Origin of the sequence: Enterobacter sp. T1-1, from assembly GCF_000710795.1 — a bacterium.
In the GTDB taxonomy this organism is placed as follows: Bacteria; Pseudomonadota; Gammaproteobacteria; order Enterobacterales; family Enterobacteriaceae; genus Enterobacter; species Enterobacter cloacae.
Genome location: NZ_JALW01000060.1, coordinates 23741 through 45199, shown reverse-complemented (window position 1 = coordinate 45199; position 21459 = coordinate 23741). Strand labels below are relative to the sequence as shown.

31 protein-coding genes are annotated in these 21459 nt (G+C 53.0%); 4 read left to right on the top strand and 27 right to left on the bottom strand.

Going from position 1 to position 21459, the window contains the following annotated elements:
• The 17 genes from AK59_RS0119225 to AK59_RS0119145 form a co-directional block, all read right to left on the bottom strand.
• On the bottom strand, nt 1–750 hold a 750-nt coding region (locus AK59_RS0119225), incomplete at its 3' end, for a phage tail protein (RefSeq protein ID WP_029883554.1).
• 11 nt (nt 751–761) lie between these two features.
• Nucleotides 762–1292 (bottom strand): phage tail protein I, encoded by a 531-nt coding sequence (locus AK59_RS0119220; protein WP_029883553.1) that lies wholly within the window; start codon nt 1290–1292, stop codon nt 762–764.
• On the bottom strand, nt 1285–2193 hold the full coding sequence (locus tag AK59_RS0119215) for a baseplate assembly protein (protein WP_029883552.1): 909 nt from the start codon (nt 2191–2193) through the stop codon (nt 1285–1287). The genes AK59_RS0119220 and AK59_RS0119215 overlap by 8 nt, the downstream gene beginning before the upstream one ends.
• Before the next feature lie 5 nt (nt 2194–2198).
• The gene (locus AK59_RS0119210; RefSeq protein ID WP_029883551.1) at nt 2199–2549 is read right to left on the bottom strand and encodes a GPW/gp25 family protein; all 351 of its coding nucleotides are present in this window, start codon (nt 2547–2549) and stop codon (nt 2199–2201) included.
• On the bottom strand, nt 2546–3187 hold the full coding sequence (locus tag AK59_RS0119205; RefSeq protein ID WP_029883550.1) for a phage baseplate assembly protein V: 642 nt from the start codon (nt 3185–3187) through the stop codon (nt 2546–2548). Before AK59_RS0119205 ends, AK59_RS0119210 begins: the two co-directional genes overlap by 4 nt.
• A 68-nt stretch (nt 3188–3255) precedes the next feature.
• A complete protein-coding gene (locus AK59_RS0119200) occupies nt 3256–3705 on the bottom strand; it encodes a phage virion morphogenesis protein (RefSeq protein ID WP_029883549.1) in 450 nt (149 codons plus the stop codon).
• Nucleotides 3698–4165 (bottom strand): phage tail protein, encoded by a 468-nt coding sequence (locus AK59_RS0119195; protein ID WP_023338712.1) that lies wholly within the window; start codon nt 4163–4165, stop codon nt 3698–3700. The genes AK59_RS0119200 and AK59_RS0119195 overlap by 8 nt, the downstream gene beginning before the upstream one ends.
• Nucleotides 4128–4373, bottom strand: coding sequence for an Rz1-like lysis system protein LysC (gene lysC / locus AK59_RS1000000125315; protein WP_081852464.1), 246 nt, complete (start codon nt 4371–4373; stop codon nt 4128–4130). The genes AK59_RS0119195 and lysC overlap by 38 nt, the downstream gene beginning before the upstream one ends.
• A complete protein-coding gene (gene lysB / locus AK59_RS0119185; protein ID WP_029883547.1) occupies nt 4261–4677 on the bottom strand; it encodes an Rz-like lysis system protein LysB in 417 nt (138 codons plus the stop codon). Before lysB ends, lysC begins: the two co-directional genes overlap by 113 nt.
• Nucleotides 4677–5108 carry a DNZ54_00345 family protein gene (locus AK59_RS0119180; protein ID WP_029883546.1) on the bottom strand — a complete coding sequence of 144 codons (432 nt, stop codon included), beginning with the start codon at nt 5106–5108 and terminating at the stop codon, nt 4677–4679. Before AK59_RS0119180 ends, lysB begins: the two co-directional genes overlap by 1 nt.
• The gene (locus AK59_RS0119175) at nt 5105–5617 is read right to left on the bottom strand and encodes a lysozyme (protein ID WP_029883545.1); all 513 of its coding nucleotides are present in this window, start codon (nt 5615–5617) and stop codon (nt 5105–5107) included. The genes AK59_RS0119180 and AK59_RS0119175 overlap by 4 nt, the downstream gene beginning before the upstream one ends.
• Nucleotides 5601–5822: a hypothetical protein gene (locus AK59_RS0119170; protein ID WP_014170137.1), complete on the bottom strand. Its 222-nt coding sequence runs from the start codon at nt 5820–5822 to the stop codon at nt 5601–5603. The genes AK59_RS0119175 and AK59_RS0119170 overlap by 17 nt, the downstream gene beginning before the upstream one ends.
• On the bottom strand, nt 5813–6016 hold the full coding sequence (locus AK59_RS0119165) for a tail protein X (RefSeq protein ID WP_006175797.1): 204 nt from the start codon (nt 6014–6016) through the stop codon (nt 5813–5815). Before AK59_RS0119165 ends, AK59_RS0119170 begins: the two co-directional genes overlap by 10 nt.
• The gene (locus AK59_RS0119160) at nt 6016–6522 is read right to left on the bottom strand and encodes a head completion/stabilization protein (protein ID WP_029883544.1); all 507 of its coding nucleotides are present in this window, start codon (nt 6520–6522) and stop codon (nt 6016–6018) included. The genes AK59_RS0119165 and AK59_RS0119160 overlap by 1 nt, the downstream gene beginning before the upstream one ends.
• 99 nt (nt 6523–6621) lie before the next feature.
• Entirely contained in the window at nt 6622–7371 is a 750-nt protein-coding gene (locus AK59_RS0119155; protein ID WP_029883543.1) for a phage terminase small subunit, read from the bottom strand.
• A 3-nt stretch (nt 7372–7374) separates the two neighbouring features.
• Entirely contained in the window at nt 7375–8469 is a 1095-nt protein-coding gene (locus AK59_RS0119150) for a phage major capsid protein, P2 family (protein ID WP_029883542.1), read from the bottom strand.
• Between the two features lie 55 nt (nt 8470–8524).
• The gene (locus AK59_RS0119145; protein WP_029883541.1) at nt 8525–9379 is read right to left on the bottom strand and encodes a GPO family capsid scaffolding protein; all 855 of its coding nucleotides are present in this window, start codon (nt 9377–9379) and stop codon (nt 8525–8527) included.
• 165 nt (nt 9380–9544) lie between these two features.
• Here AK59_RS0119145 and AK59_RS0119140 point away from each other — a divergent pair, with 165 nt between their 5' ends.
• Together AK59_RS0119140 and AK59_RS0119135 are read left to right on the top strand one after the other, a co-directional pair.
• Nucleotides 9545–11317 (top strand): terminase ATPase subunit family protein, encoded by a 1773-nt coding sequence (locus tag AK59_RS0119140; protein ID WP_029883540.1) that lies wholly within the window; start codon nt 9545–9547, stop codon nt 11315–11317.
• Nucleotides 11317–12342 carry a phage portal protein gene (locus AK59_RS0119135; protein WP_029883539.1) on the top strand — a complete coding sequence of 342 codons (1026 nt, stop codon included), beginning with the start codon at nt 11317–11319 and terminating at the stop codon, nt 12340–12342. Before AK59_RS0119140 ends, AK59_RS0119135 begins: the two co-directional genes overlap by 1 nt.
• A gap of 310 nt (nt 12343–12652) precedes the next feature.
• On the opposite strand, the gene AK59_RS0119130 is transcribed toward AK59_RS0119135, so the two are convergent.
• The 10 genes from AK59_RS0119130 to AK59_RS0119090 all read right to left on the bottom strand — a co-directional run bounded on the left by AK59_RS0119130 (nt 12653) and on the right by AK59_RS0119090 (nt 19747).
• On the bottom strand, nt 12653–14317 hold the full coding sequence (locus AK59_RS0119130; protein WP_231501504.1) for an HIRAN domain-containing protein: 1665 nt from the start codon (nt 14315–14317) through the stop codon (nt 12653–12655).
• A gap of 5 nt (nt 14318–14322) precedes the next feature.
• Complete coding sequence (locus tag AK59_RS0119125; protein WP_231501503.1) at nt 14323–14862, bottom strand: 3'-5' exonuclease; 540 nt, start codon at nt 14860–14862, stop codon at nt 14323–14325.
• A 279-nt stretch (nt 14863–15141) separates the two neighbouring features.
• Nucleotides 15142–15582, bottom strand: a complete 441-nt coding sequence (locus AK59_RS0119120) for a DinI-like family protein (RefSeq protein WP_029883536.1) — start codon at nt 15580–15582, stop codon at nt 15142–15144.
• 114 nt (nt 15583–15696) lie between these two features.
• On the bottom strand, nt 15697–17916 hold the full coding sequence (locus AK59_RS0119115) for a replication endonuclease (protein WP_032618679.1): 2220 nt from the start codon (nt 17914–17916) through the stop codon (nt 15697–15699).
• 1 nt (nt 17917) lies between these two features.
• Entirely contained in the window at nt 17918–18139 is a 222-nt protein-coding gene (locus AK59_RS0119110) for a TraR/DksA family transcriptional regulator (RefSeq protein WP_029883534.1), read from the bottom strand.
• Entirely contained in the window at nt 18139–18366 is a 228-nt protein-coding gene (locus tag AK59_RS0119105) for a DUF2732 domain-containing protein (RefSeq protein WP_029883533.1), read from the bottom strand. Before AK59_RS0119105 ends, AK59_RS0119110 begins: the two co-directional genes overlap by 1 nt.
• A 67-nt stretch (nt 18367–18433) precedes the next feature.
• Entirely contained in the window at nt 18434–18772 is a 339-nt protein-coding gene (locus AK59_RS0119100; RefSeq protein WP_029883532.1) for a DUF5347 domain-containing protein, read from the bottom strand.
• Entirely contained in the window at nt 18736–18936 is a 201-nt protein-coding gene (locus AK59_RS1000000124615; RefSeq protein WP_072007040.1) for a phage filamentation protein Fil family protein, read from the bottom strand. The genes AK59_RS0119100 and AK59_RS1000000124615 overlap by 37 nt, the downstream gene beginning before the upstream one ends.
• 7 nt (nt 18937–18943) lie before the next feature.
• Complete coding sequence (locus tag AK59_RS0119095; RefSeq protein WP_029883531.1) at nt 18944–19453, bottom strand: phage regulatory CII family protein; 510 nt, start codon at nt 19451–19453, stop codon at nt 18944–18946.
• Between the two features lie 30 nt (nt 19454–19483).
• Complete coding sequence (locus AK59_RS0119090) at nt 19484–19747, bottom strand: hypothetical protein (RefSeq protein ID WP_029883530.1); 264 nt, start codon at nt 19745–19747, stop codon at nt 19484–19486.
• Nucleotides 19748–19882: 135 nt separating this feature from the next.
• Between AK59_RS0119090 and AK59_RS0119085 the strand changes: the two genes are divergently transcribed.
• A complete protein-coding gene (locus AK59_RS0119085; protein ID WP_029883529.1) occupies nt 19883–20455 on the top strand; it encodes a phage repressor protein CI in 573 nt (190 codons plus the stop codon).
• The gene (locus tag AK59_RS0119080; protein WP_029883528.1) at nt 20455–21453 is read left to right on the top strand and encodes a phage integrase; all 999 of its coding nucleotides are present in this window, start codon (nt 20455–20457) and stop codon (nt 21451–21453) included. The genes AK59_RS0119085 and AK59_RS0119080 overlap by 1 nt, the downstream gene beginning before the upstream one ends.
• Nucleotides 21454–21459 lie beyond the last annotated feature (6 nt).

Here is a 21459-nt window from a genome sequence, read left to right as displayed (position 1 = left end):
CCCTTTCGCAAGGTCATACGCTGCCTTAACGGCTTTCGGCGTCGCTGCTAAGGCCTCAGACGCGCTGTCGGTCGCGCTGCTGAGCTGGACGATACCCTTTTGCGCCGTGGTGGCGTCCTGAGCCGTATATTTCCCTTTCGCAAGGTCATACGCTGCCTTAATGGCTTTCGGCGTCGCTGCGACGGACTCAGACACGCTGTCGATTGCACTGCTTAACTGCGTGAAACCCTTTGCGGTAAGTGTCGCGTCAGGATGGCGACGCGACTGCTCATGCTCCGCGAGTTTGTCGTCGACGTAGTCCTGCGTTGCCATCACCGTTGAAGTATCGATGGACAGCTCGACTGACTCGATATCGCTCACCATGATGACCATGCGCACGGTCTGCGCGCGCCCTGAGCCCTCCGCGAGTGTGGGCTTGTAGCTTTCGGCCATGTTGCCGACCGCAATCAGCGTACCGGCATCATCATAGAGCCCGAGCTCGCGCATCCAGAAACCGCCTGTCTCAGGCGGGATAAGCAACTCCGCCACGACGTAATTTTTATTTTTCCTGTCCTGGCTGATTTTGTTCAGTGCGTGACGCCAGACCTCCTTGATGAGCTTTGTCTGGTTTGGGTCAGGAGTTGGCAGTGCGCCACCGCCGTCACCGACGGCCATCGCCGTAAAATTTACCTTTTTCCCGCCGGGGATGGTCGCTGCAGCCAGCTTGATGGCACCGGCTTTGGTGATGACCGTTTTGTATTTCACTGTCATTTTGTTCTCACTTACCCTGGGTAAACCGTGATGATGTCGCCGTCATAAGTCAGGGCTCCGGTGTACATATGGCCGGGTATGTCCTGAATAATATTGAGGCCGATAAGATGGCGGCTGGCTGGCTTTGCATCAGCAATAAGCCGTTCCATTTCGTAATACATTTCCTCGGTGATTCCGGTCTCCAGCACACCGATATCGAGTCGAAACGTGCCGGGCGGGTCACTGGTTTCCCACCACTCAGTCACGTTTATCAGGTAGCCGAGCGGCTCGACCACGCGGCGCACCGCGCCTATCGTTCCCTTGTGCGCGTGGATGTACCACGCATTACGGATCACATCCCTCTTAGTCTCCTCCGGCCATTTCTCATCCCATCTGTCAACGGAAAACGCCCACGCCAGCCACGGCAGCAGGTTTGCCGGGCAGTCGTCAGGGCTCCAGAGTCGGCGCAGGGGAACGGGAGTATTTTCAATCTCAGCGCAGGCGCGCGCCGCCGCCACCTCAAGCGGTGAGGAGCCCACCGGCAACAGTCGGGTATTACTCATCGTTGCCCCCGATAGTCACGCTGTACTCACTGCACCATGACGCCTGAGTCTCATCGAGCACGATATCGGCCACTGGCGCGGCCAGCTCGACGCGCTGCACGCCCTCGACGTGGAGGGCAGCATAAATGGCTGATTTGCGGATATCACGCCCGAGCCGGTGCTGCGCGCTGATATATGCCTGCAGCTTTGCTTTTGCCGCACTGAGCACCGGCTCACTTTCAGGACCGGGGTACAGGTAAAGCGATGCGATGATTTTATAATCGACGATTTTCGCTGACTGCACGGTCACGCGGTCAGCGACCGGCCTGACGTCCTCATCGTTCAGCGCGTTACGCACGATGGCGAGCAACTCGTCAGAGGCGACGCCGTTATTTTCGCGCGACAGCACGGACACGGTCACGCACGCAGGCTCAGGACTGATGACGGAAATATCCGCGACCCGCCCGTCGGCGCTGCGGCCATGAAACTGATATGAGCCAGTAGAGCCTGCGGTACTCAGCCCCTCAAAAGCCTGTTGAATGCGCAAACGGTAGTCGGTGTCCGACTCCATAACGGCTGGCGTCGGCGGAAACGTCGTGTCGTCTGCAGGCGTGATGACGAGGCGCTCAACGTTGTAATTTCCGCCTATCTGGTCGAGGTCGCTGTCAGCAGCGTAGGCCAGCATGACCGCACGCGCAGCCTCATTGACGCGCTGTCGCCAGATAACTTCCCGGTAGGCGTTTTCCTCCAGCAGCTTCACAATCGGCTCTGATTCGAGCGTCAGCGTGCGCGCGACGGCCTCCTGCTGATCCTCAGGATAAAGCGAGACGAGCGTCGCCTTACGCTCTGCGAGAATGCTCTCATAGTCCAGCACTTCCACGACATCGGGCGCGGCGAGCTGGTTAAGGTCAACAATTGCCATAGCGTTTAACTCAGTGGAATGGTGAGGGAAAAGGGCTGGCCGTTCACCGAGCGCGTGCCGATGATGTCGACATACAGCCCGCCGTCGGTCTCTGACCGTTCAAAGGTGATGGTCGTCAGGCTGACGCGGGGCTCACACTTCTGGATCGCGGAATAGCACGCGGCCATAATCTGCAGTCGCAGCGCCGGTGTCTGCGGCTGGTCAATCAGCGCCGACAGAAGCGAGCCGTATTCACGGCGCATGACGCGCGAGCCAATCGGTGTGACCAGAATGTCGCGCACGCTTTGCCTGATATGCTCGACCTCTGCGATGCTGAGGCCGGTCTGACTGTTCATTCCCAGATAACGCACCGTCATTTAATGCCCTCCGTCCAGCTTCCACCCCGTTCGACGCCGCCGTGGTCGTGGTCATCCACCTGCACGCCGTTTGAGGTCAGTTTCCCGCCGGTGTGCTCAATGTTTCCGGTCATCTTCCCGCCTTTCTGCACTTCGAGTGTGCCGGTCGTCAGCTTGTTGGTGCATACCACCTCGGGTGTATCGAGCGTGATGCGGGTCGAGGCTTTCACCAGCACCACCGGCACGGTGGCCGTGATGGAATCTGACGCGGTAACGTCGGCGGTTTTGATACCTGACACGGTGAGCGCGCCGTTTTCGGGTTCGTACTCGATTACCGCCCCATCAGGAAATGACACATGTAACGCATCAGATGACGCTGACGGCGCGGGATTGTCGTCAGAGAAAATGCCCGGCAGCACAAAGGCCGTGTCGAGCTCACCGCCGATGGCCAGCAATAACACCTGCTCGCCAACGGACGGAGCCCACCATACGCGTGAGCGACCGGCGCGACAGGTGAGCCAGTTAAGCCAGGTGGTTTCGATGGCGCCGGTCTGGACACGACACAGCCCCTCGTCGAGGTCGACGTCGGTCACAATGCCGGTGCGGATAAGATTGCGGATCGCGCGTGCGATTTCCTGCAGTGAATTTAAAGTATTCATGGGGAAAGGATGCCGCCGGGTAAGGCCAGCGGCAATCAAGCGGTGTTTTGTGGGAGTTGTAACAACAGTCAGCGAGAAAGAAGTTTGATAACCAGCGTTTCGACGAGCTGTTTATCCGCCTGGTTAAATCCGAGTAGCTGGCGTTCTGCGTACTGCACATCCTTAGCGTTCGCGTTTGGCCGGTCTTTGAGTCCGTACTGATGGACACGCGCGATGCGCTGCACTTTCCCGGTAAATTCCACCACTGCACTATTTTCACCGCCACTGGCTTTCATGTACCGGTTAGTGCGCAGATTCTGAAACATCGCCCGTTTAATCCGTCCGGTTTTAGCCCTGAGAGGCTGACGCTTTCGCGCCTGATATGGTGAGCCGTCCGGGGCTTTTTGCTGTTTGATGCGTTGCTGTTGCGACTTGCGCAGCTCCCTGGCAATATCACCAGCCATCTTCCGGCGCGCTGCCGGTGACAGGGCAGCAATCAGACCATTGAGCCTGTCGTCAAAGGGCTTGAATTCACTCATCCCATTTGCTCACCAGTTCGCCGTTGATGTAGAGCTCTTTTGGCCGGGTAACGGGCTCCGGCAGCGGCGGCTCAGGGGCATAGCTCACATGCAGCGCGCCGTTTTCCTCTTTAATGAGGGTGCGCTCGGTGAGCTGCAGGCTGATGCTAATATCGACACTGTCCCCGTCGTTTAAATCCATCTGGAAACGGTAGCCCTTTTTGCGTCCGTCATCGAGCGTACAAATATCCGGCTGATTCTCACGAAGCCATGCGGCCACCGGCACGAATATCAAATCCGGGTCGCCCACAAAGTCGCACACGATCACATTCAGTGTATAAATTTTCTCATGCGACAGCGAGGCCGCGAGCCGCGCATCGATATTCCCCTCATCGGCGAAGATGCGCATCATTTCGGGGTTCGTCTCCAGTTGCGGAACGGCTTTAATCAGCGCTTCGCGCAGGCTGCGTGCTTTCTTCATCGAGTTTATCCTGGCAGTCTTTGACGGTTTCAACCTGCAGCGCGCAGGCGGCGAGCGCGTGCTCAAGCCTGCGAATATCAGCGCTCAGGTCGCCATTAGTGACCGGTTCGCTTTCCGGCATCGGGCAATAGCTCACCTTCGGGCATGCGCTGTAAACAATGACCGGCGGAGGCGCAACCGGCGCGGGTGTGCAGCCTGCGCACAACATCAGGCAGCTTATCGCTATACCAGCGGCGTAACGTTTCATTCTCATTTATCAGCCTCGTAATGGTTTCTTCACGCCGCACGGCCATCGCACCGGCAGCAATCAGCTCACCACGTAAACTGACCTGCGCGGCTTCATTTCGCCTGGCAATTCCCTGCGAAACGGAAAGCTGATTTTTCAGCATCCCGATCACATTCTTTTGTTCGGTGGCGACCTTATTCGCGCGTTCAAAAGAACGTCGTAGATTGCCGTTCTCATGCCTCAACCAGAGCACAGCCGCCAGCGCAAGACCTGCAGCAATCAACATCACAATGAATCTGGACACAGACCCGCCTCCTCAATGCGCTGACGGTAAGTTTTGCGCACTCCCGCAAACGTCAGGACACAAATCAGGTAAATCAGCGCGGTAAAGACCCAGCCAGCACCAAGCAGGCAACCCGTGGTAATGGTGAAAATAATCAGAGACCATGCGCGACGCCCTTTTGATGGTTGGCGACAAAATACAGCACGGAATATTTTCATTAGCTCAGGATTGACGGGGCTACCTTTCTCCACACTTCGTAGCCAGTGGTCAAAAACAACCACACCGGCAAGGCTCGCTGTAATACAGACAACACAGCCAAACAGCGCCCACGCTGCAACAAAATTAATTGCTGCACTTTGCGGCAAAGCCAGCCCCCACAGCAGGAATACTGCCAGCAGGGCATCTAACATCAGTGAACGTGATAATTTTTTCATTGAGAAACTCCTTTCAGACAATAAGCACGCTCACGCGCGCGGCGATTTTCCAACCCCTTGTTAACGTCGCCGTTCACGTAAACCCAGCGGGTGAGCTGGTCGCACGCCTGCGGCCATTGCTGGCGCTTAATAAACGAGACCAGCGTCGACCGGCAGGCCGCGCCGGTTCCCACGTTGAATGAGAAACTGACCAGCGCGTCGTAAACGTGCTGCGGCATTTTCACCGGCGCACATACGGCCAGACGTTTCTCGACGTTCAGCACATCCGCAACGAAGTTCGCCGCCGCCTGTCGCTCGGTGATTTCCCCTTTCGGCACGACGCCTGCAGTGTGGCCGATACCTGACGTCCACACTCCCGCGCTGCACTGGTAAGGCGTCAGGCGACAGCCTTCGAGGTCGGCAATCAACGCCAGCCCCTCGGGCGAGGTGTTAAGCAGACGAAAGTCAGGCATCAGTGCTGCCAGCGCCAGCACGGCGGCCACACTGCAACGTTTAACGATTGATTTCACGAATAGCCCCCTTGTCGAGTCCGAGTGACGTCAGATAGAGGTACGTTTTGCGCTTAAACCAGTAATTCGTAAGCGCGGTAAAAATGGCGCATCCGCCGCCCACGTAAAGCGCCATCTTTTCGGGCGATATTGCGCCGAGATATGCCAGCGCAACGGCCAGCCAGTAGGCGATAAACGTGGTGATTTTCTCCATACTCAGTCCCATAGATTCACCGTTTCGGTTCTGGCCGCGCTGTCGGTCTCGGGCAGCTCAATTGCCGTGCCGTGCGGCAGGATGACGCCGAGCTCAGACAGGCCGGGATTCGCTTCTAAGACAGTTTCGACCACACCCTCAGTGCGCCCGTAATACCGGGCGCAAATCGCGTCAAGGGTGTCGCCCTGTAGCGCATACGCTTTCATCAGATTTGCCCCACAATGCAGCGCGCTTTGTCCTGGATGCGCGCCACAGACCAGCGCATATCCCGCCACATCTCATCGATAGTGCTGTCGATGCTGTCGGCCTTTTTATCGCCTTTGGCGGTCGCATCCACGCCGCGAAAACGCTCGTAAAGCGTGGCGGTCGTCATGGCACACACGGCGTTGAAGTAGTGGAAAACGCGCACACTCTCGCCGTCGAGCCTGTCGGTCGGGACATCCGCGAGCGTGGCGTGACCAGCCTCTAGCTGACGTTCGCGCCAGTCGCTCAGCTCCGCATTTGTCTCCGCGATGGCGGTTTTAATTGCCCGGCGCAGGCGCACCGGGGAAACGGTCTGCTCTAAGCGCATTTCCTCGCGCACGCGTTTTGGATCAACATCAGGAAAAAACGGGGTGTTTTTGATTACCGGCTCGCTCACGCCCGGTGGCGGTATCACCACGCCCGGCACATCCTGCGGCTCTTTATTTGGCTCAATAATCAGCGTCGTCATGACAACCTCGGGTAATGGGTGGGCGGTGGACGCCGGTCGCAGTCAGGGCAATTGATACCCGCATTGACCGGCGTGCCGCCCGGCTCGGGGAGCGCTCGGTTAACCAGCGGCTTTTGCCGCCTTTGGTGGACGCCCGCGCCGTGCCGCCGGTTTGGCGGCAGGTTTGCGCGTGCGCGGTTTAGTCGTTTTCGGTGCCGGTTCGGGTTTTGGCCTGAGCTGTCGCTCTAACTGCTCGATATCCTTTTTCACCCCGATAGTGCTTTCTAACTGGATGGCACGCTGCAGGTGCGCCAGTGCCTCCGGCAGTTGCTTCGCATCACGCAGCACGTAGCCGGTGATTTTGTGCAGCTTCGCACGCACGATATCGGGCATATCCGCGCGTTCAGTCAGCGCGATAGTGTCGAGCAGGTTCGCCAGATTGACCGGCTGTTTTGCCGTGAGCAGGCGCTGCGCGGCCAGTGCCACCTCTTCGGCCAGCAGGCACGGCGTCGGACGGCGACCGACCGGCATGGTGAGGCCGTAGGTCATGGCGTAACGGGCGATTTCCAGCGCCCCGGCGATATCGTCAGCATCGAGACGCCAGAGCATCACCGTCATGACGATGTCATCCTGTGCGCCTTTGCCGTTTGCGAGGACGCCAGCGACCCACGGCAGGTAGAACGGCAAGAGCTCGCGCTTTTTCGCGGCTTTGCGCTCTTTGGAGCTGATTTGTTTTAGCGTGCGGTTGTCTGCGGCCAGCTTAACGAGCATCTGCTCATAGGCAGTTGCATTGCGCAGCGGGACAGCAGCCCGCCGCGCTGTTTCAGAGGCCGAGACCCGCATCATGTGACGCGCTGCGGGACTCGTCATGGTTTACTCTCCGCCTTCCTGTGCCGCAGGTGCGGAAGCGCTTTCCGGTTCTGCAGGTGGGGTGAAGTCACCGAGCGTGATGTTTTCAATCAGGCAACCGGCGGCGTAAGCCTCGACCACATAGTCAACATTCATTGACTCGTAGTTTTCGACGCGGTCTTTTTTCGGTTCTTCGATAATGGCGCGACGGTGCGCGTCATCCATGAAGTAGATAGACAGGTTGTCGAGGCGCGTCACCATCAGGGCATTCGCCGGGAAGTAAGGTACGCGCACGGCTGGCAGGTTGCCGATTCGCTTCTGGCTGATGATGATGTCAGCGGCCAGCGACTCGGTGTTTTCCTGCTCTTTGTTGACGATCGGGAAATATTTATCCGCCATCAGCTTGCGACCCGTAATGACAACCAGCTCCGGGTCATCCTGATAAATCTCATCAATCAGGTTGCCAGTGGCATCCATGACCAGCGCATCGAGGTTGGCATAGTCGCCGTTTTTACCCACGCGGATCACCTCTGAAATGACTGTGCCGTCCTTAGCGGTGATTTTCGACATCACACGCGCTGGCGCTTCATTGCGGTACTTCTGCAGCCAGCCGGTCGCCACGTCCTGCAGCATCGGATTCTTTTTGCGGTCGGATGTCGCCGCGCGCTCGATACCGTTGAATCCGGCCATGATGAAATCAAGCGACTGACGCTTGATAATCGCGTCACGAATACGGGTCTGGAAGTCCTGGAATCGCGCCCACAGGTCGAGCTGTTTGTAGCGGATATGGAAGTCAAAGTTAATCTGAGCACATTCGTATTTATTGGACTCCAGCGCGGTAAAGTCTGCGGTTTTACGCTCTTCATCACTGGCGGTGTCGGCGGTGCTCGCAATCGTACCGTTAACGCCCACCCCGACTTTTTCGCCTTTCAGCTCGTCGACCGGCACGATGTTGATTTTGGTCAGAAACGCGGATGACATCTGCAGGGTCGTCATCAGGGTTTGCGTGACCGACGGCTCGACAGTGAACTTCTTCGCCACATCATCGGTGGAAATACCGTTCAGCTCCGCGACGCGGGACAGGTAGGCATTAAATTTGAAACGGGTATCTTTACGCATGGTTTTTCCTGTTCGGGTAAAAGGGTTCAGGCCGGGCAGCGCGCCCGGCGTGTTATCAGCAGTTGGTCAGCAGCTCGTCGCCCGTACCGCCTTTTGAAAGCTCGCGGCGCGGCTGGCGCTGGCTTTCGGTGTTATCGAGAGAGCTTTTCAGTGAGGTAAACGCCTGCGCGTTTTCATCGACTTTACTGGTCACGTCCTGCTTGAGCTGCGCAAAAGCGGTCTCCAGCTCGGTGACACGCTGGTCGGTAGCGTTGAGGTTGGCTTGCACCTGCTCGGTGACGGTCGTCACCGCCTCATGTACATCGGCGAAACGGGCGTCATCGCTGGCCTGCTTACGGCCAAAAATGGCTTTTACCTTGTCGGTCAGACTGTTAAGCAGCGTGTCGGGAACGTCTTCAAATTCCAGCTCGACCAGCGTGGCGGCGGAAAAGACGTTTTCAGGGTTGGCCTTAAAGCGCTGCAGCGGGTTGTGCTTAGCATTGCGGCAGAATTCGAGGTATTCAGTGCCGAGGCTTGCCGGGTCATCAGTGACCGCGAGGCCAACAAGGTAGCATTTGCCGGTATTTGCAAAATTCGGCTGAATTTCCATGGAGGTGTAGACCTTCTGCGAGGCTTTATTCATCGCTACAAGGTCATCGGTCGGAGTGATTTTCGCGAACAACGCCCATTTGCCGTTAAGCGCAGAATCGTCGTCAATTTTCTCCGCTTTCAGCTCAACCACATCGCCTAATCGCTTGAAGTCTCCGTCTGGAAAGAGACCGCGAATATGCTCAAGGTTAATGCGGCAACCGTAGACGCGCGGGTCAAACGATTCGGCCATTTCATGAATATCGTTACCGCTGATGATTCGGCCGTCGCAGGTGTCACCCTCGACGCCGATGCGAAACCATTTAGAAACTTTCTTTGCCATTGTTCAGGTGTCCTGATGTTGGGTTTTCGGGTCTGGGTTAGTTTCCCGACTCAGCCCCTCATCAGCCACCTGTTGCGGAAGTGCAACCCCTGACACAACAGGGGGTTAGCGATTAAGCGCAGTCATTTCCTTAGCCTTGCCTCGTAACTTCAAAACGAGGTAAGCATGACCATTTCAACTGACCTTTCATTACTCAATGACCCGCGACGACAGGCGCGGCTGTTGTACTGGCAGGGGTTCGCCGTGCCGCAAATCTGCGACATGCTGCAACTCAAGCGCCCCACGGTGCAGAGCTGGAAACAGCGTGATGGATGGGAGGAAACCGCGCCGATTAACCGCGTTGAGTCGACGTTAGAGGCGCGCCTCATCCAGCTTTACGCCAAGCCCGACCTGACGCCGCACGACTTTAAAGTCGCTGATTTTCTGTCGCGCCAGATGGAGCGGCTCGCGCGCGTTAACCGCTACGGCCAGACCGGAAACGAGGTGGATTTAAACCCCAATATAGCCAGCCGCAACAAAGGGGATCGCAAAAAGCCGAAACGTAATTATTTCAGCGAGGAGGCCATCGAAAAGCTGGAAGAGATTTTCTTCGACCAGTCGTTTGATTATCAGCTCAGGTGGCACAAAGCCGGTTTAGAGCACCGAATCCGCCACATCCTGAAATCGCGCCAGATTGGCGCAACGTTCTACTTTGCTCGCGAGTCACTACTGCGCGCCCTTAAGACCGGACAAAACCAGATATTTTTATCAGCCAGTAAAACGCAGGCTTACGTTTTCCGTAAATACATTATCGCCTTTGCGCGTCTGGTCGACGTTGACCTGTCAGGTGACCCGATTGTCATCGGCAACAACGGTGCTGAGCTGATTTTTCTCGGGACCAATTCCAACACTGCGCAGAGCCACAACGGCGACCTGTACGTAGATGAAATTTTCTGGATACCCAATTTCCAGAAGCTGCGCAAAGTCGCCTCGGGCATGGCCTCGCAGTCACACCTGCGCACCACCTATTTTTCGACGCCGTCCACGCTGGCGCACGGTGCTTACCCGTTCTGGTCAGGCGAGCTGTTTAACCGTGGCCGCAGTAACCGCGATGAGCGTGTCGACATCGATATCAGTCATCAGGCGCTTGCCGGTGGCATGTTATGCGGTGACGGACAGTGGCGGCAGATTGTCACCATTGAGGACGCGCTCGCCGGGGGCTGTACGCTGTTTAACCTCGACCAGCTCAAACAGGAAAACAGCGCGGATGACTTCCGTAACCTGTTTATGTGCGAGTTCGTCGACGATAAAGCGTCGGTATTCCCGTTCGAGGAGCTGCAGCGCTGCATGGTCGATGCGATGGAGGAATGGGACGACTTCGAACCGTTTGCCGACCGTCCGTTTAACTGGCGTCCGGTCTGGATTGGCTATGACCCGTCACACACCGGCGACAGCGCAGGCTGTGCGGTGCTGGCTCCGCCGCTGGTTGCCGGTGGGAAGTTCCGCATCCTTGAGCGTCACCAGTGGAAAGGCATGGATTTTGCCGCACAGGCCGAGGCCATCCGTGCGCTGACCGAGAAATACACCGTCGACTATATCGGCATCGATGCGACCGGCATCGGCCAGGGTGTTTACCAGCTCGTGCGCTCATTCTTCCCGGCGGCGCGCGCCATCCGCTACACGCCGGAAATGAAAACCGCCATGGTGCTGAAAGCGAAAGACACCATTCGCCGTGGGTGTCTGGAATACGACGCCGGTGCGACCGACATCACTCAGTCATTTATGGCTATCCGAAAAACCATGACCAGCAGTGGCCGCAGCTCCACCTATGAAGCCAGCCGCAGCGAGGAAGCCAGCCACGCGGATATCGCGTGGGCGACCATGCACGCGCTGGTAAACGAGCCGCTTTCCGCCGGTAGCGGTATGCAAGCAACTACAATTCTGGATATTAACTACTAATGAAAAAACGCCAACAGAAACAGCCAAAGCAGACCAACATGACCGCCAGCGCACCGCAGAAAATGGAGGCGTTCACCTTTGGCGAGCCGTCACCGGTTCTGGATCGCCGCGATATCCTCGACTATGTCGAGTGCATCAACAACGGCAAATGGTACGAGCCGCCGGTCAACTTCTCCGGGCTGGCGAAAAGCCTGCGCGCCGCAGTGCACCACAGCTCCCCGATTTACGTAAAGCGCAACATCCTGACGAGTACCTACATCCCGCACCCACTGCTATCACGTCAGGATTTCAGCCGTCTTGTGCTCGATTATCTGGTGTTTGCCAACGGCTATCTGGAAAAGCGCATGAGCGTCACCGGCCAGCTTTTTAAACTGGAAACCTCCCCGGCCAAATACACCCGCCGTGGAGTAGAGGAGGGGGTTTACTGGTACGTGTCGGACTACACACACCCGCACCAGTTCGCACCCGGTTCGGTGTGCCATCTGCTTGAGCCCGATATCAATCAGGAGCTTTACGGGATGCCGGAATACCTGAGCGCGCTCAATTCCGCCTGGCTGAATGAGTCCGCCACGCTGTATCGCCGCAAGTATTACCAGAACGGCGCACACGCGGGGTACATCATGTATGTGACAGACGCAGCTCAAAACAGCACAGACATTGAAGCAATTCGAAAAGCCATGGCTAACTCGAAGGGTATGGGAAATTTTAAAAACATTTTCCTCCATGCTCCTAACGGTAAACCGGACGGCATCAAGATTATCCCGCTGAGTGAAGTCGCCACGAAGGATGATTTTTTTAACATCAAGAAGGTGAGCGCCGCTGACCTGCTCGATGCGCACCGCGTGCCGTTCCAGCTAATGGGCGGCAAGCCTGAAAATATCGGCTCGATGGGCGATATCGAGAAGGTGGCACGGGTATTTGTTCGTAACGAACTTACGCCACTGCAGGAGCGTTTCAAAGAAATCAATGAATGGCTCGGAATGGAGGTGATCCGCTTTAAAGATTACAACATCGAGACCGAGTAACCCCGCCCAAAATGCCGCCTTCGGGCGGCATGCTCTCAGACCTCACCAGACGCCGCACACGCGACGTAACCCCGCAACAGCCTCTCGATTCAACCTCACCACTCAGCGCGCCACCACGAGGCGCACAGACGCGCAAAATAAATCCTGTCACCACGTCTGGCGCGCAGTGCTATCCCCGCCTCGCCTGCGCGCTTAACGGGTCGCTTTTAATGCAGGTGCATGAGATAAAAAAAAGCCCGCCATTACTGGCGGGCACTAATGATTTTTTATGTCCGATATGCTTTCAAAAAAATGCACCCATATCATGCAGCTATTCACACTCAGCAAGTAAGTAGACTAAAGGCCTTGCTGATGTACCATTTTTCTTAGCAACAAAGGCATGCAGTTTGTTGGTTCGGGCTTTATCTTTCACAGCCTTGCAATGCACTTTGTTAATATAGCCGAGCCTGCCAGCAGCGTGCATCACTGCAACAGCATGCGCATCATGGGGGTTGTCAGTTTCGTGCACAAATTCTACAGGGTCTCCGACACTCACAGCCGAAAGATCCAGCCCTTCCTGATAACGGGTTCCTGCAACTTCAAGTAAAAGCTCACAACTTTTTTCAAAAACAGCAGGATCATTTATCAAACAAAATCCATCAGCTGGAGATTTCGCCCCCGTATACCCAAGCAAAGCAAAATCAGAACCAGAAAAGTCTGCTGGTAGAAGATGTTGGACCAAATACTCGGCAAAATCTTTACGTTTACGTGGCGGTAGCCTACGCAAGAACGGTTCTAGGACATTATTAGAATGAATCTGCTGTTTGAGTTGGAACGCAGGATGCCCTTTGAAACCTTTTTCAACAGCAGTTTCGAAATCGGTGGTGTTTAGGTTATACGTAAAGGTGTATTGATCACCCTCAACCCGATCAATATACCCAACGACATAACGAGAACCACCCCCAGCAGGTTGCCAGGTTAGCCATAACCTTGTAGGTTCGACAATGTGATTGATTGTACGCATATTAGTAATTAGTTTTAACCTCGTATGTCGGCGTTTTAACAGTCGAATTACCCATTCTGCTCGCGGTAATGCAAGCGAGCCATCTTCAGCTGCAATGCCAGTAAGCGCGCGTATTGTGCCGCAAAGCTCGTCTATATTAAAGCTTAGTCTTTTCTGCAATTGTGCTAGTACTAAAGGGTCTGTAGCCAACTCTTGTATTGATTGCAGATGTCCAAGCCGAGCATGAGTTTCAGCACGGGTGCGCCTTAAGTGATGATTACCTTTCTGTATATATTTATCCAATGATTTCAGATTCCAAGCAGCTACACGTTCAGGAAATCTTTCATGTCCAAGGCTTGTCCCGTTGTCAAAACAAGGTGATAGCTTCCCATCCGTTACGATTTTCCCTTCATCATTTCTTATCACCTTTCCGTCAGCATCACGTTTTGTGTAAAAAACGAACCCCCAGTTTTCCTGATGCCGGTCACTGTTGCCTATAAAAGAGTCTAGTAACAACATATCAGTCAGCCACTCGGACCAATCTGAATGAATGATTCCATGAATGCTGAGCGTTCGACAAATCAATCTCAAATCTTCAAGGTTGTGATGTCGCCCCGAAGCATCATCGAAATCTTTGTTTAACAAATGAAAAATGTCAGAGGCATGTACGAAATGCTCACGATCTTTATCGTAAAACCATTCCAAGAGAGCCCCGTACTCCTTTAGTCCATCAGTACCAACACGAACAGCTGGCATCGCTTTAGGCACTTCTATGCCCATTGTTTCCCCAACAATATAAGCTATCGTTTCCATCCAAAACTGATCGGGGTAAGCCTCACGCGAAGATTTAAACAGGTAAGGCCAAGATGGCCTGATTCCCTCCAATGGCTCCTGTGGTGACCAAAGCATCTTCTTATCTCTAGCCCCTATGGGGAAAATACCGTGCTCGTCATCTCTACGCCAATCACTTACATCAATAAGTTGTATAGCCATTATCTTTAATCCCTTAAGGCATGATAAGCAGCAGAAACATACTCTATCTGGTAAAGAGCATCGTCGAGAGCATTGTGCCTAACACCGCTCATTAGAACAGACGAAAGTGCATCAAAATTTTTGAGGCGCTTCGCCAGGTCAACAATTGTCCTCACGTCTCTATCCATTCGGAATTGCCATGGGAGTGCCATTCCAAAACTTCTGTAAGCATTTGAAAGGATCGCATTGTCGAAGGAAGCACCATTCCCCCAAACACAAATCGGCTCTTGACCATCATCTCTAAGCATGAATAGGCTTAATTCCTTCAATACATCCTCGAGAATGCTTGCATCAGTGGCTGAGAAAATTTTTCTCGCCTCATATGGCTGAGCCATCCACCAAGATAAGGTTGAAGGCTCAACAACACCATGCTCCAATGCCGAGTCTAGTTTGACAACTTTATAAAATGTGTCGCCGATTTCGCCTGTTGTCAGATCAAAGTAAACTGCGGCGATAGAGATAATGGGTGAGGAAACTGAAACTCCCAATGTTTCCATATCTATCATAAGGTCATTCACCGCACACCCCCATTAACCCTTTGTAAATAAATACTTTACTGCTATTTAAGCAATAAATACATCAATCTTATTCACCTGCTTCATAAGAAGTACAGGAATTACAAATTGCTGACCTAAATGTAACAAATCTCATAGAAAATCAAAGAAATAGTTGGAAAAAAGCTTACGAGTGCACAAACATAGATTTAGCCATCTACTTCATGGACAATTAACATACTTTAGCCTGTTGACGCGAAAAGTAATTTTCAAATCGGAATGATTTGCTAGTCAATGCCAGCTCACATCTTCCCACACTTCCTTAATGATACCGTCCAAGCGTTCCCGGTCTGAGTCGCTCGGAAAGCCCTTTATCTCAACCCCAGTCCTCGAACCTTGTTTGACCGTGACTTCTGAGGAAGGAAACGTGATTTTAACTCTACGATTGAGCTCACTTTCGAAGGCCTCAACAAGCTGCGGCCCCAAGTTTTGTGTGTTATCCAACGTAATGTGTATTCTCACTTCATTTTCTCTTTTTAACCGTTGTTTACACGGTCTGGCTGAGACAACCACGGAATAAGACTCACGTTTCAGCAAGTTCTTATGCGCCAGTTCAGCTATTAAATTCAATGCAATTTCACGATCTCTTTCCTGACAAACACCCTCTGTTGTCAGACGTGCTATCAGTTCCACTCTCTCAAGCATGACTTGCTTGCTCAGCTCTCTATCCACGCCCCCTCCCATTCGAGATACTGTATAAATAAACAGTATCATATTGCGATAAATAATGGGAAGAAAAAATATTAGATAGCTGGCAACGTATGTGCATGAATTGACGTGGTTAAGTTAGTTGTTTAACTTAGCAACTAAAGCCAATCGCGCCATTCTGTCCAGTATCTTTCTAGCCTTAAATTCGTAAGCTGGCGCAGCTCTGAAGACATCACCACTGGATGAGCCACTAAACCATTTATCGTTATAACGGCTCTTTCCACCAGACATAAGATGCAGAGCTTCGCCCCGGCTTATTCTTATGCCGGTATTCATTTGTACTTTATCTATAGTTCTTGCGATCGCGGCATTCTGGTCGTTAGTTCCGTGGACAAAATGCCGCCTGCCCGTCACTTTTTTCACCCTGATTCTGTCCGCTAACTTTCGCCTTTCGCTTCGGAGCAAGGGTTTTGATAAATCCAATTTTTGGGGATCACTTTCGCTTCCCGTACAGTTATTGACAGAACTCCGAGAGGGCGCAGGAGCGCCCTTAACGTCAACGGCCAAATCAACGGCACGCTTCGGCACAATTTTCCACTGCGTTAACCGGGTTAAAATCGGTGTGCCAGCGCCGAGAGCAGAGTCGTAGACGCCACGAATACACACGGTTTCCTCACCATACTGGTTAAACTCGGGGCGCAGCTCATACAGCGTGCGCACCTGTAAATCATCGCGACGGACAAACGGACCACCCTGCGCATTAACGTAACCAGCCCAATCACCGGCGTCGGCGGCATCATGGACGGCAGCAAACTCAACACTCAGACCGTGCGCAGTCTCTCTATCAGCGAGACGACGCAACTCACGGTAGACCGTCACCGGCGCACCGCCGATAAACTGAAACTGACGTATGTGCCATCGCGCCGCCCATGCTGAAACGGCAGGCGCTGTCTCTTTCAGCAGCTCACCGCTTTCGTCATCGGTTTCACCATCGAGAGCATAGCCATCAATGTTTTTTGAAATGTATTTAGCAACATAGCCGGTAGCGCTGCCCTTTTCCGGGTCGATGGCTTCGGCATGAAAGCGCGCCTTTTTGGCTTTGTCGCTTCTCAATTCGTTGTGGTCTTCATCCCACGCATAATCACGAATGATGAGCCGCACGCGCTCAACGTCTTCCGGCAACATAAACATAAGCATGTGCCAGTGCGGCGTGCCGTCGTGATGAGGCTCGGCAACACGTATGCCGAAAATGCGGATTTCTTCCCGGTGCAGTTTGGCGCGAATGCGCGCCCAAAGTCCGGTGAGATAACTTTGTGTGTCCGACGGGCTGGCTCCGTTCCATTTGCTGTTACGGTAGCCAGCTTTAGTGGTGGCGTGATATTTAGACGGTGCGGTCAGGGTGTAAAACTCCCCGACATAACCGAGCTCATTGCAGATATTTTCAAACCCACGGATACGGGTCATCAGCTCGCAGCGGCGTATCGCAGGGTTAGCGACAGAACCGTCGTATTTTTCAATCAAGCTGATGCGGTTGCCGTCTTCGTCTTCAAGATCCAGCCCCTTGAGAAATTCACGCGTGCGGCGCTTTTGCTCGCGCCAGTCTGTCACGCAGTTTTTACTCGCGTAGGCGTGGCGTTTCTTGCTGACGTTGCCGACTGCAATTTGCAGATGTTCGCGCCATGACGCCGCAATACGTCGCAGACGGCCACGCCACCAAACCTCATTAAACATGCGCATTACTGCCGGTGCTATCTCATCCTGACCGACATACTTTTTTGTTACTCGCTCCCAATGCGGCGGGGTAACGTTAAATTGCAGTGAAATAAAACCGGCGCGCATATACCAGGTGTAGAGCGTTTTAAGCTCGCTAACCCCGGCGTCATCAATGTCAGCTAGTTCAGCACGAATGAAATTAGCGATATCAGCGGCCAGCAGGTCAATATCGGCACGCGACATATCAGGGAGTCGGTTGTATCTGGCGACCATATTGACCATGCGTGACGCCAGATATTGCATGATTTCAGTATCGAAATGACAACCGAAAACAGCGGCTGATACCTTACTGTCGATACCCATGCACTCGTATTTTTTTTCGACCAGTTCAAGACGTGGCAATGCCTTTTTGCAAAAGCTGATTAAAAAGGCATTGGCTCGTTGACTGCCCTGATTTTGCTCCAGCACCGCAGCGGTGCGATAAACATCAAAACGCACGCATTCTGGCTGCAGTGAAAGCACCTTTCGCGCATGCAGCAAAGCCGCGAACATACGGTCGCGGCGATGCTGTTGGTCATAGGTAAGGTATGGGCTGGCTATTGCCGACCGTGGATTATTCCACGGATAAGCGAATTGAACCGCCAATTCATACCCCCCGATAATGTTTATATTTCAGTTCTGAGATTTCCTGACAGGTCACACAAAAGACCACGCCCGGAATTGCAGCACGACGAGCCTCCGGGATTGGTGCTTCACATGCTTCACAAAGGAAACAAGATGGCGCGGTGATACGGCTGCGCGCGTTGCTGATGTGGCGCTCGCGGTCTTCCTGCTCGCGCTGTTGTGCTAAATCCATTGCATCGGCCATCAGTGCAACTCCTGTGATTCATTCTCATAGCGGGTAGCCTCACGGCGCAGCAGCTCCGCGGCTTCGGTGCCGCTCATCCCCTCTTTGGTGATATGGATAGCCAGTGCCTCAAGGCGGATGGAAACAGCAAGAGCGCGGTCTTTGCGCTCTTCTTTTTTGGCATCGGTCAGCAATACGGCCAGCGCATCACTATCAGTGTTAAAACATCGGGTTTCGGTTATACGCATAATTGACTCTCCTGATTTCGGGCAATAAGAAGCCCGGCGGGTTTACGCCATAAAATTTCTGTTTGGATTAATTCGGCATGGTTAGCCGTTTTGGAAATAAGCTCACCACTGCACGAAAATGATTCATCGCTGTAATCAATGCTTTTTTCTCGTCAGTAGTCAGCTCACTTAATTCGAGCTCATGACGAGCCGCCGGTATTTTTGCCAGAAAGAAAATAGCGGCCAGCGCCCGAGTATTTTCTTCAAATTGTGGATCGCGTTTATCGCGCATATCATCGACAAAACGTTCAACCTCTTTCCAGCTATCTCCCCAATATCTCGCGCGCAATTCCGCCACATGATTGAGACCGGCCAGACGTTGACCCGCTTTTAGCGGAACAGTCGCGGATACAGCTTCGATAGCCATGACTCCCCCTGCTTTTGAGTAGAGAGGCCAGCCAGTAAATCAGCCTGTGAACGGCTCGGGTGCCAGCGCTTGCCGTCCTTGCCAATAATCCAGCCGTGGCCGCAGTGCATTCCGGGGCTTTGTTTGACAAGCAGAGATGCGAATGACGGTTCATTATTCAGCATGAGCACCTCAAATCAGACCGAACGATGCGCCAATACCGCTCATGGTATCGATCACACTCGTCATCGCCGGGTTAGTCTGTAGACGTGCATGCAGCGCCAGTGCCGACAAAGACAACATGCGAATACCAGAGTTAACGCTTTCAATCATGGTGTGTTTACGCGCAGAGGTCAGACGCTCCTCAGATACTGCACCGTTCGCAAGCTCGCCGAGCTCACGCATTGCGCGCATGACATAAGACTGCAATTTATCTTTTGCCAGCTCGTTAACCGGCACACATGGCAGACAATGAAGCTGCGCCAGAAAACCATCAACGAGGGTTGAGTCTTCGGTCAGGTCTGTCAGCAGCCACAACTCCGGCGGGGTGAGCTGGTGAGGCTGTTCCGGGTTGAGTTTGTTACGTAACGTCTGCACATTCATTCCCGCACGTTCGGCCAGCTTCGCCATGTTGTGACGCTGTGCAAAAGCCCGGCAAGCTTCGTCATAATGGGGATGTTTAGAAACCTGAAAATCAAACATGTCTCATCCTTATAATTCACTTAAAGTGAATTAAGCACCAATGACGAGCTGAAAACGGGAATGACCCAAAGCTTTACGCATTTGCTCTTCTTTCCAGCGTGCGTAATAGATACGAATCGGGCCACCCGCTTTTTTGCAGCCTTTACGGATCACGCGTTGTTCGATTGGTACGCGAGGGTTATCGCCGGTTGTCCAACGATATGCGGTACGCTCAGAGACACCCTCTAACTCTGCAAACTGCTGCAGGCTGACAATAGGTGCGGGGATTTTGATGATTGCGATTTCAGAAGCCATATAGCATGATCCCTAAATTGATAGTTTCTTGACAGTGTGCGCATAGTTTTTGCCGACGTTTGCCACTCACTGCCACCATTCATAGCGATACTAATATTAATTTTGGTATCGCGCAACACAGGAGTGCCAATTTTAATGATTAATGCCAATTTTAATAACGAGGCGTTACTAAATAGAATTTGTGAGGTCTACGGATTTACTCAAAAAATTCAACTTGCCAATCACTTCAAGATTGCCGCTAGCTCCTTACAGAATCGCTATACGCGAGGCAACATGTCGTATGATTTTGCGGTGCATTGCGCCCTCGAAACCGGCGTTAGCCTTAAATGGCTAATGACTGGTGAGGGAGATAAAAACCTATCAGATGATGAGCCTCAGCAATCCGTAGAACTTCCTCTATTCGAATTGAGTGAAGGTGAGACTACCAATATTGGTAGCCTTTCGTTAGACCTTAAGCTTTTTACTAAGCCACTAAAAAAAGGGATTTCAGTCAAAAGCGATAACTGCACATACGTAATTGAGAAAGAGTCCTCTTTATCTGATGGCCTTTGGTTAGTTGATATTGAAGGCGCAGCCAGCCTACGTGAACTCACTATTCTTCCCGGTAAAAAATTACATGTAGCCGGTGGAAAAGTGCCGTTTGAATGCGGAAATGATGAGATAAAAACGATTGGTCGTGTGGTGGGTGTTTACAGCGAGGTTAATTGATGACTGTCCGTAAAAATCCTGCCGGCGGGTGGATTTGTGAGCTGTATCCGAACGGGGCGAAAGGCAAACGCATCAGAAAGAAATTCGCCACCAAAGGCGAGGCGCTGGCGTTCGAACAGTACACAGTTCAAAACCCGTGGCAGGAAGAAAAGGAAGACAGACGCACTTTAAAAGACCTAATTGACTCATGGTATAGCGCTCACGGTATTACCCTGAAAGACGGTCTCAAGCGCCAGTTAGCAATGCATCATGCTTTTGAGTGTATGGGTGAACCGCTTGCACGCGATTTCGATGCACAGATGTTTTCCCGCTACCGGGAAAAGAGGCTAAAGGGTGAATATGCCCGTTCAAAAAGAGTTAAAGAAGTATCGCCCCGCACGCTTAATCTTGAGTTAGCCTACTTTCGCGCAGTATTCAATGAGCTAAATCGCCTCGGTGAATGGAAAGGGGAAAATCCGCTAAAAAATATGCGCCCTTTCCGCACAGAAGAAATTGAAATGGCCTGGCTAACTCAGGATCAGATTTCGTTACTTCTCGGAGAGTGCAAACGTCACGACCACCCTGATTTAGAAACCGTGGTAAGAATCTGTCTCGCCACTGGTGCTCGTTGGTCTGAAGCCGAGAGTCTGAAAAAAAGCCAGCTCGCTAAATACAAAATCACATACACCAACACGAAAGGCAGAAAAAACCGTACTGTTCCAATCAGCAAAGAGATCTACGAATCTCTGCCTGATGATAAAAAAGGTCGTTTGTTTAGTGATTGTTATGGCGCGTTCCGGTCTGCATTGGAAAGAACAGGGATCGAATTACCGGCAGGACAACTTACCCACGTATTGCGCCACACCTTCGCCAGTCACTTTATGATGAATGGTGGTAATATTCTAGTCTTACAGCGAGTGCTCGGTCATACCGACATCAAAATGACAATGCGATATGCACACTTTGCCCCCGACCATTTAGAGGATGCTGTAAAATTTAATCCTTTAGTAAATAACTAATTAAGA

Bases quoted from the DNA above. Each gene is read 5' to 3' on its own strand.
- AK59_RS0119210 (WP_029883551.1), bottom strand. From the start codon at position 2,549: ATGACGGTGCGTTATCTGGGAATGAACAGTCAGACCGGCCTCAGCATC.
- AK59_RS0119220 (WP_029883553.1), bottom strand. From the start codon at position 1,292: ATGAGTAATACCCGACTGTTGCCGGTGGGCTCCTCACCGCTTGAGGTG.
- AK59_RS0119135 (WP_029883539.1), top strand. From the start codon at position 11,317: ATGAAAAAACGCCAACAGAAACAGCCAAAGCAGACCAACATGACCGCC.
- lysB (WP_029883547.1), bottom strand. From the start codon at position 4,677: ATGTTGATTGCTGCAGGTCTTGCGCTGGCGGCTGTGCTCTGGTTGAGG.
- AK59_RS0119105 (WP_029883533.1), bottom strand. From the start codon at position 18,366: ATGCGTATAACCGAAACCCGATGTTTTAACACTGATAGTGATGCGCTG.
- AK59_RS0119140 (WP_029883540.1), top strand. From the start codon at position 9,545: ATGACCATTTCAACTGACCTTTCATTACTCAATGACCCGCGACGACAG.
- AK59_RS0119130 (WP_231501504.1), bottom strand. From the start codon at position 14,317: ATGGCTATACAACTTATTGATGTAAGTGATTGGCGTAGAGATGACGAG.
- AK59_RS0119145 (WP_029883541.1), bottom strand. From the start codon at position 9,379: ATGGCAAAGAAAGTTTCTAAATGGTTTCGCATCGGCGTCGAGGGTGAC.
- AK59_RS0119150 (WP_029883542.1), bottom strand. From the start codon at position 8,469: ATGCGTAAAGATACCCGTTTCAAATTTAATGCCTACCTGTCCCGCGTC.
- AK59_RS0119180 (WP_029883546.1), bottom strand. From the start codon at position 5,108: ATGAAAAAATTATCACGTTCACTGATGTTAGATGCCCTGCTGGCAGTA.
- AK59_RS0119110 (WP_029883534.1), bottom strand. From the start codon at position 18,139: ATGGCCGATGCAATGGATTTAGCACAACAGCGCGAGCAGGAAGACCGC.
- AK59_RS0119165 (WP_006175797.1), bottom strand. From the start codon at position 6,016: ATGAAAGCGTATGCGCTACAGGGCGACACCCTTGACGCGATTTGCGCC.
- AK59_RS0119090 (WP_029883530.1), bottom strand. From the start codon at position 19,747: ATGGCTTCTGAAATCGCAATCATCAAAATCCCCGCACCTATTGTCAGC.
- AK59_RS0119160 (WP_029883544.1), bottom strand. From the start codon at position 6,522: ATGACGACGCTGATTATTGAGCCAAATAAAGAGCCGCAGGATGTGCCG.
- AK59_RS0119080 (WP_029883528.1), top strand. From the start codon at position 20,455: ATGACTGTCCGTAAAAATCCTGCCGGCGGGTGGATTTGTGAGCTGTAT.
- AK59_RS0119205 (WP_029883550.1), bottom strand. From the start codon at position 3,187: ATGAATACTTTAAATTCACTGCAGGAAATCGCACGCGCGATCCGCAAT.
- lysC (WP_081852464.1), bottom strand. From the start codon at position 4,373: ATGTTGTGCGCAGGCTGCACACCCGCGCCGGTTGCGCCTCCGCCGGTC.
- AK59_RS0119195 (WP_023338712.1), bottom strand. From the start codon at position 4,165: ATGAAGAAAGCACGCAGCCTGCGCGAAGCGCTGATTAAAGCCGTTCCG.
- AK59_RS0119200 (WP_029883549.1), bottom strand. From the start codon at position 3,705: ATGAGTGAATTCAAGCCCTTTGACGACAGGCTCAATGGTCTGATTGCT.
- AK59_RS0119125 (WP_231501503.1), bottom strand. From the start codon at position 14,862: ATGATAGATATGGAAACATTGGGAGTTTCAGTTTCCTCACCCATTATC.
- AK59_RS1000000124615 (WP_072007040.1), bottom strand. From the start codon at position 18,936: ATGCTGAATAATGAACCGTCATTCGCATCTCTGCTTGTCAAACAAAGC.
- AK59_RS0119170 (WP_014170137.1), bottom strand. From the start codon at position 5,822: ATGGGACTGAGTATGGAGAAAATCACCACGTTTATCGCCTACTGGCTG.
- AK59_RS0119155 (WP_029883543.1), bottom strand. From the start codon at position 7,371: ATGACGAGTCCCGCAGCGCGTCACATGATGCGGGTCTCGGCCTCTGAA.
- AK59_RS0119100 (WP_029883532.1), bottom strand. From the start codon at position 18,772: ATGGCTATCGAAGCTGTATCCGCGACTGTTCCGCTAAAAGCGGGTCAA.
- AK59_RS0119215 (WP_029883552.1), bottom strand. From the start codon at position 2,193: ATGGCAATTGTTGACCTTAACCAGCTCGCCGCGCCCGATGTCGTGGAA.
- AK59_RS0119095 (WP_029883531.1), bottom strand. From the start codon at position 19,453: ATGTTTGATTTTCAGGTTTCTAAACATCCCCATTATGACGAAGCTTGC.
- AK59_RS0119085 (WP_029883529.1), top strand. From the start codon at position 19,883: ATGATTAATGCCAATTTTAATAACGAGGCGTTACTAAATAGAATTTGT.